Consider the following 14,092-nt stretch of genomic DNA (forward strand, 5'->3'; position numbering starts at 1 on the left):
TAATGTGACGCCCTGTCACATCCCCTTCATGTACAACACGGTGAGCGCCCTACCGCCCGTGCATGACGGCAACACAAACGATGCGCCGACTTTTCCTCGCTGCCATACGTACCTACCAGCGTTACCTGTCTCCGTACAAAGGCTTCAGCTGTGCATACCGGGTGCTTACTGGACGCCGGAGCTGCTCGGAACTGGGGTTTCGCGCGATCCGGCGCCATGGGATTCGTGCCGGCCTGGCCATCCTGCGGCAACGCACCCATCTATGCGGCGTGGTGCACCGGCGGCAACCTCCCTTTCATGCATCGGCCTTCCATTCCCAGCGAGGCTTCTGCGATCCCGGCTGCGACCTGCCCTGCGAACTCCCCACCCTGGACTCATGCACATCCCATTGCGATGGCATCTCCTGCTGCGACTTCGCCAGTTGCGACTGGCCCACTCGCCGGCGCAAGGCGCGTGACAAAGAGCAATACGTGTACATCCCGCCATCGCGCACACTGCGTCACTAAACAAAGGCGCTGGCCGGAGCGCTTCTGCACCTTCCCGACGCGCTCATCCCAAAATGGGCAAATCACTCAGCCAAAGAATCAATTTATTACATTATCATCAACATCAATTTAAAAAATTCATCTGGCATATATCGCGAGACGGCCGCACTTAGCTGAACTGCCGACTTGGAGCCTGCCCTGGCCCCATCGAGCCCGGTGGATTGACAGCATTCGCCCCGCTCGACCGGGCCATCGACTGGAGCCACTCCGGAACATGAATCGCGTCTCCGCACTGCTCGCCCTCAAACTCTGCCTGACCGTTCCGGTCGCCCTGGGTTTGGGCTTGCCCTTCATCTCGCCGACCACCAGTGGCGGCGTCTTGCGGGAACTCGCGACCTTCGGCATTCCGGGCAGCGTCGCCATCGGCCTGCTGTTCCTGTCGCTGGTTTTCCTGTACTGCCAGGATCTCCACACCACCCTGTCTCTGATCCATCCACGCGCCCGCGCAGCCTCGCCACGCAGCGTGTGGCTGATGTTCCTCGTTCCCTACAGCTTCATCGAGGATTTCTTCATCGTCCTCAACGTAACCCGCTCCCTGCAACGCGAATCGAGCCAGAATGCGGTCTTCGGCCAATTCCGGAACTTCGGCATGTGGAGCGGCATCGGCTGGTGTTCCGCACAGCTCGTATCCCTGCTGCCCAACAACGTCGGCCTGATCGCAGGCCTCATTGCACTCCCCCTGTGGATCCTGCACTGGCGACGCATCCGCCAGGCCAACTCGCTCTTGAGCACCCATCGGGGTTTCCGACGCAGCGTTCGGGCTTCGTCCCCCCCTGCAGCGGTCTGCCCCCGTCACGGGCAATTCGTCGGCACCGCCAGCGCCTCGACCGGGCCGTCGCGGACGAAATCGGCTGGAGGCTTGAGACAATAGACGCGGCCAGATTCGGTGGTGATCCGCAGGATGCCGCGGCCGAGCCGCTCTTCACCGGCGGAGCGCTTGCGCAAGGTGCGCTCGAGTTCCGGCAGTGCGGCCCGCTCTGGCGCCGCTAGCGCGCCGCGTCCGGCGGAAGCCGTGGAACTGCCGATCACTCCGTCCTGGCGCCCCGCCAGCTCAGTCGCAACGGCGGCGGCGGCTCCCGCGTCCCGACGGCGTTGGGCAAGCTCAGCCCCAGGACAGCAAGGCCGTGCAGGAACGCTGCTAACAGAATGCACGGGGCCAGGCCCCTCACCGCGCTGGTGTCAGCGCCACAAGATGGCAAGGCGTTCCCAACCACGGTCACCCGCTCAGCTGGCGATGCGCGTACCACCGCCAACACCCGGCGGATCGAGCACGTAGGAAACCTGCGGGTAGCGCCGGTTGCCCAGGTCGAGCCAACCGGCGGAGCGTGGCCGGCCGCCGACGCGTTCGTAGAAGGCGCGGGCGTCGTCGTTACCAGCCAAGACCCACACGCCCAGTTCCTCCATCGCCTGCACGCCGAGGTCGCGCCACAGGGCTTCGAGCAGGCGCCGGCCGATGCCCCGCCCCTGCAGGCGTGGCGCTACATAGAGGGCGTACAGCTCGTGGCGCCAGCAGTCGGCCGGATCGCGGGCCGGGCCACCGCAGGCAAAGCCCAGCACCGTGCTGCCTTCGACGGCGACTCGCTGGCAGGCGCCGGGCCGGCTCATCAGGCGCAGCTGGCGCGCCGCCTGCTCGTCGGAACTGAGGCGGTCGAGGAAGCCGTCGGACACCAGGCCGCGGTAGTTGGTGCGCCAGGTACGCACCAGCAGGCGGGCCACGGCGTCCATGTCCGAGGCCCGTCCCTGGCGCACATGCACACCGGCGGTCATGAAGTTACTGGCGTGTGGCTGCATCCCAGTGCTCCAAGATGCGCCCATCCCTGACCCGGAACAGGTCGAACCAGGTGGACGTGTAGGTTTTGCCCGCCTCGCGGGGGTCCGGGTATTCACGCACGAAGCTCAGCAGAACCAGTTCCCCCTCGGCGACGATGCTGACGATGGGCGTGCGCACACGGGCTTCGATCGGCTTCGGCTTGGCGACCTTGCCGAAGAACTCGACAAAGCCGGCCCGCCCGGTCGGCACCCGCGGATTATGTTGGATGTAGGACTCGGCCAGATACTTGTCGGCCAGCTCCAAGTGTCCGCCCTCGAACACCTCGCGCCAGAAATCGTAGACCAGCCGCTTGTTGGCGGCCTTGCGCGGGTCGGCGCTGGCCAGCAGCGCGTCATGGTCGGGGTTGCCGGTGACTGGCTCCGACGCGGCCGCCTGGCCTACGCTGAGCAGGCCCATCAGGGCCAGGGCAATAAGATTGTTTTTCATTTAATCGTCATTTTACGGAATAACACCAGCTGCCTCACCACCCTAATTGCATCAGGATGCGGCGGCGGCCATGTGCGGCACCAGGAAAACGCAGCAACTTCCGCGCCTGCCTTCTCCGGCCCTGTCGGGCTGCATCTGCAGCAATGCCTTGCCAGCAACTGTTGAAATCCACGAAACCCCGTTGCCCGGCTGCTCCGCAAGCAGCACCCGACGGACACCACAAGGGCCGCGCCGCCTTCCCGCCGGGTTTTCACAGCACCGCCGGGGATAGGCGGCGCGCTTTTGTTTCACAAGGCATTTATCGCCGCCCGGCCGCCACACGTCGGCAACAGCACCCGCGGTGGCCCCGGAATTGCTGGATGTGCACAACAGCGAACAAGAGAACATCCGTGTCCCATTTCCCCCACCGCGCCCGCCGGTTGCCGGCTCCGGCCCTCGTCGCCCGGCTTGCCGGCGGCAGCCTGCCGGCCCACGCTCACCACGCCTTCGCCGCCGAATTCGATGCCGACCAGGCGCTCGAACTGAAGGGCATCGTCACCAAGACCAAGTGGGTCAATCCGCACAGCTGGCTGTACTTCGACGTCAAGAACCCCGATAGCACCGTGACCGACTGGGGTGTCGAGTTCGGTGCGCCCTTCACATTGGCCCAGAAGGGGCTCACCAAGGCCGAGTTGCCCCCCGGCACCGAAGTCCGCGTCAAAGGCTACAAGGCCAAGAACGGCGGGCCCTTCGGCTACTCGGTGTCCGTCGCGCTGGCCGACGGCCACAGCCTCCAGACCGGCGGCGCCCAGGACGTCCCCACCGCTCCCCGCTGAGGGCCACCTACCAGGGCCCGTCACCACCCCGATCACTCATGCCTTTGCCCCGTGGCGCCTTCCCCCGCATCGGCAGCCGGAACCTGATTGCGCTGGCCCTCGCCACCCTGCTCGGGGCTGGCACCCTGTCCGTCGCGTCGACGGTTGGCGCGTTCCTGCTCGACTGGACGCGCGGCCTGGACCCGGACACCGGCAGCCTGCTGCGGCCAGCGCTGATCGTGCTGGCCGGCGTCTTCCTGAGCCTCGGCGTGCTGCTGCGCCGACGCCGGACAGGCCGCCACAAACGCTGAAGGCGACCGCCCCTCGCCGCCCCCCGCTCCCCAACGCACCGTCTCCGAGCAGATGACCACAACCACCACCCGAGGGACTTCCTGGCTCGCCCTCTCGTGCGCCACGCTGGCCACGGCGCTGCTGCCCGCGCAGCAACAGCGCTGACCGCCCAGCTGGTGCGCCGCCAGCAGCCGGGCCACACTCCGACCCCCGCCGCAAATGTCCCACCGGCCGCTGGCGGAACACAAAAGCACCAACTTTCAGGGGCTTGGCTGCATCGGCCACAAGCGCCCGACACCCGTCGCATGCCCATCGCGAGCCGGCGCGATTGTTGCAGAACCAGGGCAGGACACCGCCCCGTGCGGATTCGACCCATACAGCCAACACCAAGGACCATGATGAAAGCCAAGCTCCTGCTCGCCGCGCTGATCGCCGCCGGCTCCCCCCTCGCCATCGCCCAGCAGGCCGCCCCTACCGCGGGCGCCCAGCAGCCCTATGTGGCCCCGCCCTGGACCTACAAGACCAAGCAGCTCAACCGCGCCGAGATCGACGCACTGCTGGCCAAGCCCGGCCAAGTGCTGGTCCTCGACGTGCGCCGCCCGGACGAACTGATCTCCAAGGGCAGCTTCCCGGTCTTCCTCAACATCCAGACCGCCGACGTCGAGAAGTACGCCGACTACATCCCCAAGGACCGCAGCATCATCACCGTCTCCAACCGCGCCCACCGGGCCGGCGACGTGGGCGACAAGCTGACCGCCCGCGGTTTCAAGATCGCCGGCGCGGCCGGCACGCTGGACTATGAAGACCAGGGCGGCAAGGTGGCCCACATCACCCCGCCGGCGCCCCGCCCCGCCACCACCGCGGCCAAGTAAGACCAGCCGATGAAGCCTGCCCCGCTTGCCGCCGTCCATTGCGGACGTTCTGGCGGCAAGCGGGGTCTGCCCGCGCACCCGGAGACCCCATGAAACCGCTCCACTGGTGCCTGACGGGCATCGTCGCCACCGCTGCCCACGCCGCGCCGCCGGAGCTCAGCCCGCAGCCCTGGCAGGGACAGGCCGCCAACCTTGCCTCCCAGCTGATCGGCCACTACCACTACACGCCGGTCGCCCTCGACGACATCCAGTCGGAGCGCATCTTCGCCCGCTACCTCAAGGCCCTCGACCCGGACCGGCTGTACATCCTGCAGGCCGACATCGACGGCTGGCAGGCCGTCCGCCTCCAGTTCGACGACGCCATCCTAGGCAAGGACCTGCGCGTCCCCTTCGCCATCTACAACCGCTACGCCCGGCGCGCCGACGAACGACTTGCCCACGCCCGCAAACTGCTGGCGGCCGGCTTCGACTTCAGCGCCGACGAGACCTACCCGCTGCACCGGGACAAAGCCGACTGGGCCCGCTCCACCAGCGAGCTGGACGAACTGTGGCGCAAGCGCGTCAAGAACGACTGGCTGCAGCTGCGCCTCGCCGGCCAGGACGACGACACCATTCGCCGCACGCTGGAGCGCCGCTACACGGGCTTCCAGCGCCGCCTCGAAAAGGCTCGCAGCGAAGACGCCTTCCAGCTCTTCATGGGCGCCTACACCGCCAGCGTCGATCCGCACACGGCCTACCTGGGCGCCCGCGCGGCCGACGACCTGGACATCTCAATGCGCCTGTCCCTGGTCGGCATCGGCGCGGTGCTGGAGGAAAAGGACGACTACGCGACGATCCGCGAACTCACCCCCGGCGGTCCTGCCGCCACCTCCGGCCGCCTGCACGTGGGCGACCGCATCGTCGGTGTCGGCGAAGGCGACCAGGGCCAGGTGGAGGACGTGCTGAGCTGGCACCTCGACGATATTGCCGCCCGGGTGCGCGGCAAAGCCGACACCGTAGTGCGCCTCGACATCCTGCCCGGCGGCGGCCAGGGCGGCCCGCTGCAGTCCGTCGCGCTGGTGCGCAAGAAGATCAGCCTCGACGACCAGGCCGCCAGCAAGACCATCGTCGACACCACCGAGGGCGGCCAGCCGCGGCGCATCGGCGTCATCACGCTGCCCGCCTTCTACCAGGATTTCGAAGCCCGCAACCGCGGCGAAGTGGGCTTCCGCAGTGCCACCCACGACGTCTCCCGCCTGCTCGCCGAGCTGCGCCGCGAGCAGGTGGACGGCCTGGTCATCGACCTGCGCGACAACGGCGGCGGCTCCCTCGACGAGGCCGTCGAACTCACCGGCCTGTTCATCGAGACTGGCCCGGTCGTGCAACAGCGCGATGCCCGCGGGCGCAACCAGGTCAGCGGCGACAACAACCCGGCCGTGGCCTGGAGTGGCCCCCTGGCGGTGCTGATCGATCGCAACTCGGCTTCCGCATCGGAGATCTTCGCCGCCGCGATCCAGGACTACCGGCGCGGCGTCATCGTCGGCGAGACCAGCTACGGCAAGGGCTCTGTGCAAACCCTGGTGACCCTCGACCGCATGGCCAGCGGTAGCCCCAACGGCGCCAGCGGCCTCGGCGAACTCAAATTCACCATCCAGCAGTTCTACCGCATCAACGGCAGCACCACCCAGCTGCGCGGCGTGAAACCCGACGTCGTACTGCCGGTGCTGCCCGCCCACGCCCAGCCCGGCGAGGCCAGCTTCGACAACGCGCTGCCCTTCCAGCGCATCCGTGCCGCCAACTACGACACCCTCGCCCCTCTCGACGACAGCCCCGCCGTACTGCAGCAGCGCCATGCCGCACGCGTCGCCGCCAGCCCCGAACTGCAGGCACAGCAGGCTGCGCTGAACGCTTTCGAAGCCCGCCAGGCGCGCACCGAAATCTCCCTGAAGGAAAGCACCCGCCGCGCCGAACTGGCCACCGAAGCGGCACCTCCCGCCCGTCCGGCCGGCCCCGACCTGTTGCAGGTGGAGGCGGCGCGGGTGCTGGCCGACCGCATCGAGCTGGCCCTCCGCCCCTGACGCACCCTGGCCAGGCTCACTTGAAGCGCCGCCAAAGGGTCAGCGACAGCAGGTTCTGGGTTGCCGACTCGGTCACCGGCGAGCGGGCCGCATCGCCCTGCAGGCGGGCCCGGATCCATTGACCGCTCAAGCGCCAGTCCGCATCGAGATGGTATTCGCCACTGATCGCCAGACTGGTGTCCTGCAGACCGGACTGCATCTGCCAGGGGCTGCGGTTGCTGCGCTGGGCAGCCCCTTCGTCAAGGCCGAAGTAACTCTGCCGGTAAGCCTGGTTGGCCCAGGTGCTGCCGAGGGTCAGGGCCAGCGTGCCGTCTGCGCCGAGCGGCGCCCCGACGGTAAGGCCCACTTCGCCCAGCAGACCGTCGCCTCTCACCCCCGAACCGTAACGGACGCTGCTCTGCACGAGCAGGAACTCATAGGGCGCGTAATTGAGAAAGGCGCCCTTCTCCAGGCGCGCACCGATATCCGCGGTGCCAGCCAGCCGCGGGCTGGCGCTGGCCTTGCGCTTCAGCTGAGCCCACAGGCGCGGCCCGAACTGCAGGTCGTCGCGCCTCGACAGATTCCAGCCGATGCCATTGTCGGTGGACACGAAGACGCCATTCGCAAAATACAAGTCCACACCGGGCAGCAGCACCGTATCGGTCTTCTTGCCACCCGGATACGCCTGAAACATCCACAGGGAAGGCCCTGCCGACAGGGTGTAGTCCTGCTCCGGCGGCCGGTCGATGAAGATCGTCCCACCGGCGGCAAGGCCCGCAGTACTCGCCAACGACGTCAGCACCAGGACCAGCGCCCGGCGGAGACGGGGAAAGCTCGCCGGCGGGGGCGTAGAATGGCGCCCGGATCTGGCCGGCAAACGGAATAGAGAATGGAAATACGTCAAAATTGGGTACAAGGGAGTTCCTACATTCTGGCCGCCGGCGGCATCCTGGCGGTCTTGAGTCTGCACCTGCTGCAAGCCCTGTTTGCCGGCATGCTGGTGTTCCTGCTGGTGCAGCTGACCCAGCCTCTGGTCGGCCGGGTGGTCGCCGGGTCGCGCGGCAAGCTGGTGGCGACCGCGGTACTGGCGATGCTGATTATCGCCGGCATGGTCGGGCTGGGCCTGTGGATCGCCTCGATGCTGCACGGCGGTGGCGGCCTCGACGCGATCTGGACCAAGATGGCCGAGGCCGTCGACAGCGCCAATGACGTGCTGCCGCCGTGGCTGCTCGGCAGTCTCCCCAGCAGCGGCCCCGAGTTGAAGGCCGAAGCGGCACACTGGCTGCGCGAGCATGCGCCGGAGCTCCGCCTGCTCGGCAAGGAAGCCGGCGTCGCCGCCGCGCACATCCTGATCGGCATGATCATCGGCGCGATGGTGGCGGTGCATGAGATCTCGGCACGCAACGAGCGTCGCCCCCTCGCCGCCGCCATGCACGAGCGTGTCGGCACCTTCTACAAGTCCTTTCGCCGGGTCTTCGTGGCCCAGGGCAAGATCGCCGCCATCAACGCCTTCTTCACCGGCCTCTACCTGCTGGCCATCCTGCCGGCGCTGGGCATCCACCTGCCCTTCGGCAAGACGATGGTGCTGATCACCGCCATCGTCGGCTTGCTGCCGGTGGTCGGCAACCTGATCTCCAACTCCATCATCGTGATGATCAGCTTCTCGGTGTCGCCCTATGCAGCGCTGCTGTCGCTGCTGTTCCTGGTCGTGCTGCACAAGGCGGAATACTTCCTCAACGCCCGCATCGTCGGCGGCGAGATCGACGCCCGGGCCTGGGAGATCCTGGTCGCGATGGTATTCATGGAGGCCTTGTTCGGCTTCGGCGGCGTGGCGCTGGCGCCGGTGGTGTACGCCTACATCAAGGCCGAGCTCACGGCCGCCCGGCTGATCTGAGGCGCGACGCCCGGGCGGCCACCGTAGCCTTCAAGCCGCCTTCAGCAACACCGACTGCTGATCGCGCAGCACGGAAACCAGCAGGTCGATCTGCTTGCGGGTATGGCCGGCATTCAGGATGACCCGCAAGCGCCCCTGGTTCTTCGGCACCGCCGGGAACTTGACGCTGTCCACATGCAGCCCGACGCTGCGCAGCAACTGGGACAGGTTGTCGGTCAACACCTCGTCGCCGATCAGCACCGGCACGATCGGCGTGGTCGTGGATACCAGCGTGTACGGCAAGCCCTGCATCGACTCGACGAAATAGCGCTTGTTGTCCCACAGGCGCTGACGGCGCTCCGGTTCGTCCTGGACGATGTCGATCGCCTCGCTGACCGCGAAAACCTGGTCCGGCGGCAGCGTGGACGTAAAGCCGTAAGCCGAGCAGGTCAGGCGCAACAGCTCCCCGATGTATTTGTCGGTAGCAATGAAGCCACCGATCGCGCCATAGGCCTTGCTGAGGGTACCCATGCAGATCAGGCGCGGATCGTTGATGCCGAAGTGTTCGGTGATGCCGCCGCCGTTGGCGCCGAGCACACCGGTGCCGTGGGCATCGTCCACGTACACCATCGCGTCGTAGCGGTCGGCAATGGACAGCAGCTCGGGCAGCGGCGCAATGTCGCCGTCCTGGCTGAAGACGCCGTCGGTGACGATGATCTTGGTCGTCGCCTCCGACGCCTTCAGCAAGGACTCCAGATGCTCCAGGTCGAGGTGCCGGAAGGTCAGGCGATCGGCCCCGGACAGACGGATACCCTCGCGGATGCTGACGTGGTTGTACTCGTCCGAGAAGAACGCGTAGCTGTGGCGGCCGCGGGTACGGAAACCATACATGCGCGCGAACTGCGCCGTCTTGACCAGTGAGGACAACACGCCGAGGTTGGTCAGGTAGCCAGTGGCGAACAGCAGGGCCGTATCCTTGCCCTTCATGTCGGCGAGCTTCTGCTCCAGCTGGTCGTAGATTTCGAGGTCGCCGCCGAGCAGACGCGATTCGCAGTTGCCGACACCGTAACGCTCCAGCCCTTCCCGGGCCTTGGCGATCATGCGCGGATGGGACGCCAGCCCGAGGTAGTTGTTGGTGCTGAAGGACACATGCTCGCTGCCGTCCATGCGGAAGGCCGGCGACGGCAGCGACTCGACGCGGGGAATGAGATGCACGGTGCCGCGCTGCTCAAGCCAGCGGGCGATATCCTGGAATTCTTTCATGAGTTCGGACCTGCACGGTGAAGACGGAGCGTCAGAACCCCAAAGGCTAGCGATTCAGACTGGCGCGAGTCTGGCAGTTAGCTGTCGACAGACTTGCGTCCATCCTCGGCCTGCTTGAGCCACTGCAACAGGCTTTCGAGCAGGCGGGCCGGCTCCACCGGCTTGGTAATGAAATCGTCCATGCCTGCCGCCAGACAGGCGCGGCGGTCATCCTCGAAGGCGTTGGCGGTCAGGGCGATGATGGGCGTCGCCGCATAGCCGGCCAGCGTCCGCATGTGTTCGGCGGCCTCGATACCGTTCATCACCGGCATCTGCATGTCCATCAGGATCAGGGCGTACGGCTGCCGCTGCGCCATGACGAGCGCCTCCGCGCCGTTGCCGGCCACATCGACAGCCAGCCCGGCTTCCTCGATGAGGGCCTTCACGACCTCCTGGTTGACCAGATCGTCCTCCGCCAGCAGCACCCGCGCACCTGCAAAACACTCGCGCAGACGGGCACCCGCCTCCGCCGTGACCCGGCCCCTGGGCCGGATGGCACGCTCATCCCCCTTCGGCAGGCGTACGGTGAACCAGAAGGTACTGCCCACGTCGATCTCGCTCATCACCCCCATGTCGCCGCCCATCATCCGGGCCAGCTGCCGGCTGATCGCCAGCCCCAGGCCCGAGCCGCCGTACTTGCGGGTCATCGAGCCGTCCACCTGCTCGAAGGTGGCGAACAGGCGCAGCTGATCCTCGGCGGCGATACCGATGCCGGAATCCCTCACCTCGAAGCGCAACAGCACGTCGGCGGCAGACTCGGCTGCCACCTGCGCGCTCACGCCGATCCGCCCGCCCGGCGTGAACTTGAGCGCATTGCCGACCAGGTTGACCAGGATCTGCCCCAGGCGCAGCGGATCGCCGCGCAGCGGCATCCGGGCCAGTTGCGGCGCCACATCGATGACCAGGGCCAGCCCCTTCTGCTCCGCCGCCCCTTCCATCAGCGTGCGCAGATTGTCGAGCACGCCCTGCAAGCGGAAATCGATGCGGTCGAGGCTCAGGCGATCGGCCTCGATCCGCGAAATGTCGAGGATGTCGTTGATCAGCGCCAGCAGGTGCTGCGACGCCTGCCGGGCCTTGCTGAGCTGCTCGATCTGGCGCGGATCAGTGGCCCGATGCAAGGCCATCGCCGTCATGCCCATAATGGCGTTCATCGGCGTACGCAGTTCGTGGCTCATCGTCGTCAGGAAGGTACTCTTGGCCCGGTTGGCCGCCTCGGCTGCTTCCTTGGCGACGGACAACGCCGCCGTGCGCTCCTCGACGAGCGACTCCAGGTGGTCGCGATACCGCTCCAGCTCATCCTCGATACGCCGCCTCTCGGTGACGTCCTCCTTGATCGCCAGATAATGGGTGATCTGCCCATCCTGCTCGCGGATCGGCACGATTGTCGTGTTCTCGATATAGACATCACCACTCTTGCGCCGGTTGATGAACTCGCCGCGCCACGGCCGGCCGGCATCCAGCGTCGCCCACAGTGCATCGTAGGTCGCCCGCGGGGTCTGGCCGGACTTCAGCAGCGCCGGGGTCTGACCAAGCACCTCTTCACGGCGGTAGCCGGAACTGCGCACAAAGGCCTCGTTCACGTACTCTATGCGGGTGTCCAGGTCGGTGATGACGACGCTCTCGATGCTCTGCTCGACCGCCATCGACAGCTGGCGGATCTGCTTCTCTGCCGCCTTGCGCGCCGAGATGTCGATGATCTCCCCGAGCACCCGCCCATCGGGCAGCAGCACGCCGTTGATCTCCACATCGATCAGGCGACCGTTCTTGTGCCGGACGACCGCTTCGAAGAACTCGTGGCTACCTTCCGCATTGCGGCGGAAGCGGATCATCACGCGCTCTACCTCGAAGGGCGGAAAGAGCTCCGCCACGTCCATCGACAGCCATTCCTGCTGGCTGTAGCCGAAGCACAGCTCGGCCGCCCGGCTGGCGAAAATGAAACGGGCCTGCTGGTTCGCCATCACGATCGCGTTGGGCGAGAAGGTCAGTGCAATGCGCAAGCTCTCCTCGCTCTCCCGCCGGGCGGCCTCGGCAGTGCGCCGCTCGGTAATGTCAATTCCCATCTTGAGGACCAGCGGCGTGCCGTCCGGCCCGACAATGGGGCGGTTATGGATCGCGTAAATGCGTTGATCGGGGCCGACCCACTCCCATTCCCCCCCCTCCTCTCTCACGTGGGGAACCTCACCGCGACCGAACAGCGCAGCACAGTTGTCCTCATGTCTCTCGCCAAAACGCTGCCGGTAGATGGCGTTGGCGAACACAACCTTGAAATCCGGAGTCCGCAGCACGACGAAGGCCGGCAGGGTTTCCAGAATGTCGTAGAGCCGCTGGCGCTCGCCACGGACGACGCCATCCGCCTTGTTGCGGGCCTGCAGCATGCGCTCGAACTGAACGGACAGATGGTGGATCTCTGCCGGCCCCTCCGGCTGCACGATCCTCCCCGTGCCCCCGTCGGCGGCGGCGTCCACCGCGGCCACCAGGCCCCGCAAGGCCGTCTGCAATTGCCCGCCGAAGCGCCGGGCCAGCAGCAGACTGGCGACCGTCATGGCCGCCACGATCAGCGCGCTCAAGGCCAGGTTCCTGAGCAGTTCCCGCTGCAGGATGCCAACAGGTACGGCGACGGCCACCGAATAGCCGGTCAGGGCCGAACGGCTGTATGCGCCGAAGACCTCCGTCCTCTCCAGGCTCATGCCGCGGACACGCCCCTCCGTCGGCCCCTGCAGGCGCTCCATCAGCGGGGGCGAAACCGGCTGGCCTGCGACATTCAAGCCACCACTGCTACGCGCCGCCATGTGACCGGTGGCGTCGTAGATCGACGCCAGCCAGCCCTCCGGCAACTGCTGGGCGTTGAGGATGCGTCCGAGACGCTCAGGGAAGAGGACCAGATTCAGGTCGAACAACACCTGCCCGTCGCGGATCACCGGCACGTCAAGAGTGATCAGGTGGCGCTTCGCCACCGTGCCGACGACCACGTCGGAAATGTAGGGGCTGCGGGTCCCGTAGATCCGGTGCACACGGACCATGTTCTTCGTCGTCGGCAACGGCTGCCCCTCGGGGATCAGGGTATTGAGGTACTGCTTGCCGCTCTCATCGGTGACCACCAGAGCATCCGCGAAGTCCGTCTCTGCCAGCAGCAGCATGGCCTGCTGGCGCAGCGCCGCGTAATCACGCCGGTCGAAGGCACTGCCCATCGCGAAGCCCTGCAGCACCTTCTGCTTGCCAAGGATCTGCTCATCCACCACCTGGCGCAGCGCCCGCGCCGTCTGCAGCGCGTTCTCCTGCAGATTGGCCTCCTCGCGCAGGTAGGAATCCACCATCAGCGCGACCAGCGCGACGATGCCCGGCAACAGGACAGCGAGAAACAGCCAGTGCAGCTTGACGGAGCGCATGGTTGCGGGGACGGCGGACCGTAGCGTGGATCTGCAGTGAAAGTTACCTCGATATGATCGCCCCGCCCAACACTTTTGCCGCGGTGCTGCACAAATTAGTGATCAGCGACAGATGGCGAAGCTCTTGCGCCTTCCTGGGCACACAAAGAAAAACGGGGCGGCCGCAGCCGCCCCGCCAGGGAATGTCCGGACCACTGCCGCCGGTCGGGCAAAAAAGGCCGGCCCGGACACCGCAGCAGAAGGTTCAGTCCTTCTTGCGGAAGTCGTCGTGGCAGCCCTTGCAGGTCTGGCCGAGCTTGCCGAAGGCCACCTTGACCGCGCCAGCGTCGCCGGTGGCGGCGACCTTGGCCAGTTCGTTGGCTTCGGTGATGAACTTCCTGGCGGCTTCGCCAGCCTTCGCCTGCTCGGTGAACAGTTCGGGCTTGACGGTGGTCTCGCGCCAGCCCTTGCCGGTTTCGGTGCCGGCCGGGTACAGGGCGCCGAGGCCAGAGTTGGCAATGGCGGCAATGGCGTTGGCGGCGCGGATCACCTCGTCCTTGTTGTAGGTGCCGTCGACGCTGGCCTTGATGCGGCCGTTGTTCCAGGCCAGCACCTGATACACGGACTGGCGCCACTTGATGACCTGCTCGGGCTTGGGCGCCTGCTGGGCGAAGGCCATGGAGGCCGCCGCGGTGGTGGTGACGATCAGGGCGGCAAGCAAGGGTTTGACGAACTTCTTCATTGTTTCTCCGTACGA

General features: G+C 66.6%; 13 protein-coding genes. 7 read left to right on the top strand and 6 right to left on the bottom strand.

Annotated features, from left to right (window positions below):
- Positions 1 to 80 precede the first annotated feature (80 nt).
- Together yidD and AC1PPK_RS21835 are read left to right on the top strand one after the other, a co-directional pair.
- Positions 81 to 506, top strand: a complete 426-nt coding sequence (gene yidD, locus AC1PPK_RS21830; RefSeq protein ID WP_481115097.1) for a membrane protein insertion efficiency factor YidD — start codon at positions 81 to 83, stop codon at positions 504 to 506.
- A 253-nt stretch (positions 507 to 759) separates the two neighbouring features.
- Complete coding sequence (locus AC1PPK_RS21835) at positions 760 to 1,416, top strand: hypothetical protein (protein ID WP_481115098.1); 657 nt, start codon at positions 760 to 762, stop codon at positions 1,414 to 1,416.
- Between the two features lie 353 nt (positions 1,417 to 1,769).
- Here AC1PPK_RS21835 and AC1PPK_RS21840 read toward each other — a convergent pair whose 3' ends face one another.
- Together AC1PPK_RS21840 and AC1PPK_RS21845 are read right to left on the bottom strand one after the other, a co-directional pair.
- Entirely contained in the window at positions 1,770 to 2,336 is a 567-nt protein-coding gene (locus tag AC1PPK_RS21840) for an N-acetyltransferase family protein (protein WP_481115099.1), read from the bottom strand.
- Positions 2,317 to 2,802: a nuclear transport factor 2 family protein gene (locus AC1PPK_RS21845; protein ID WP_481115100.1), complete on the bottom strand. Its 486-nt coding sequence runs from the start codon at positions 2,800 to 2,802 to the stop codon at positions 2,317 to 2,319. The genes AC1PPK_RS21840 and AC1PPK_RS21845 overlap by 20 nt, the downstream gene beginning before the upstream one ends.
- Positions 2,803 to 3,191: 389 nt before the next feature.
- Between AC1PPK_RS21845 and AC1PPK_RS21850 the strand changes: the two genes are divergently transcribed.
- The 4 genes from AC1PPK_RS21850 (at position 3,192) to AC1PPK_RS21865 (ending at position 6,816) form a co-directional block, all read left to right on the top strand.
- Positions 3,192 to 3,617 (top strand): DUF6152 family protein, encoded by a 426-nt coding sequence (locus AC1PPK_RS21850; protein ID WP_481115101.1) that lies wholly within the window; start codon positions 3,192 to 3,194, stop codon positions 3,615 to 3,617.
- A gap of 38 nt (positions 3,618 to 3,655) precedes the next feature.
- Positions 3,656 to 3,907 (top strand): hypothetical protein, encoded by a 252-nt coding sequence (locus AC1PPK_RS21855; RefSeq protein WP_481115102.1) that lies wholly within the window; start codon positions 3,656 to 3,658, stop codon positions 3,905 to 3,907.
- A gap of 375 nt (positions 3,908 to 4,282) precedes the next feature.
- Positions 4,283 to 4,759, top strand: coding sequence for a rhodanese-like domain-containing protein (locus AC1PPK_RS21860; protein WP_481115103.1), 477 nt, complete (start codon positions 4,283 to 4,285; stop codon positions 4,757 to 4,759).
- An 89-nt stretch (positions 4,760 to 4,848) separates the two neighbouring features.
- Positions 4,849 to 6,816, top strand: a complete 1,968-nt coding sequence (locus tag AC1PPK_RS21865; protein WP_481115104.1) for a carboxy terminal-processing peptidase — start codon at positions 4,849 to 4,851, stop codon at positions 6,814 to 6,816.
- Positions 6,817 to 6,832: 16 nt separating this feature from the next.
- Here AC1PPK_RS21865 and AC1PPK_RS21870 read toward each other — a convergent pair whose 3' ends face one another.
- Positions 6,833 to 7,597, bottom strand: a complete 765-nt coding sequence (locus AC1PPK_RS21870) for a MipA/OmpV family protein (protein WP_481115105.1) — start codon at positions 7,595 to 7,597, stop codon at positions 6,833 to 6,835.
- 87 nt (positions 7,598 to 7,684) lie between these two features.
- Here AC1PPK_RS21870 and AC1PPK_RS21875 point away from each other — a divergent pair, with 87 nt between their 5' ends.
- A complete protein-coding gene (locus tag AC1PPK_RS21875) occupies positions 7,685 to 8,689 on the top strand; it encodes an AI-2E family transporter (protein ID WP_481115106.1) in 1,005 nt (334 codons plus the stop codon).
- Between the two features lie 30 nt (positions 8,690 to 8,719).
- Here AC1PPK_RS21875 and AC1PPK_RS21880 read toward each other — a convergent pair whose 3' ends face one another.
- The 3 genes from AC1PPK_RS21880 to AC1PPK_RS21890 all read right to left on the bottom strand — a co-directional run bounded on the left by AC1PPK_RS21880 (position 8,720) and on the right by AC1PPK_RS21890 (position 14,077).
- The gene (locus AC1PPK_RS21880; RefSeq protein ID WP_481115107.1) at positions 8,720 to 9,931 is read right to left on the bottom strand and encodes an aminotransferase class I/II-fold pyridoxal phosphate-dependent enzyme; all 1,212 of its coding nucleotides are present in this window, start codon (positions 9,929 to 9,931) and stop codon (positions 8,720 to 8,722) included.
- Between the two features lie 77 nt (positions 9,932 to 10,008).
- On the bottom strand, positions 10,009 to 13,356 hold the full coding sequence (locus AC1PPK_RS21885) for a PAS domain S-box protein (RefSeq protein WP_481115108.1): 3,348 nt from the start codon (positions 13,354 to 13,356) through the stop codon (positions 10,009 to 10,011).
- A 244-nt stretch (positions 13,357 to 13,600) separates the two neighbouring features.
- Complete coding sequence (locus AC1PPK_RS21890) at positions 13,601 to 14,077, bottom strand: c-type cytochrome (RefSeq protein ID WP_481115109.1); 477 nt, start codon at positions 14,075 to 14,077, stop codon at positions 13,601 to 13,603.
- Positions 14,078 to 14,092 lie beyond the last annotated feature (15 nt).

The sequence above is a fragment of the Zoogloea sp. JDB1 genome (assembly GCF_056724025.1).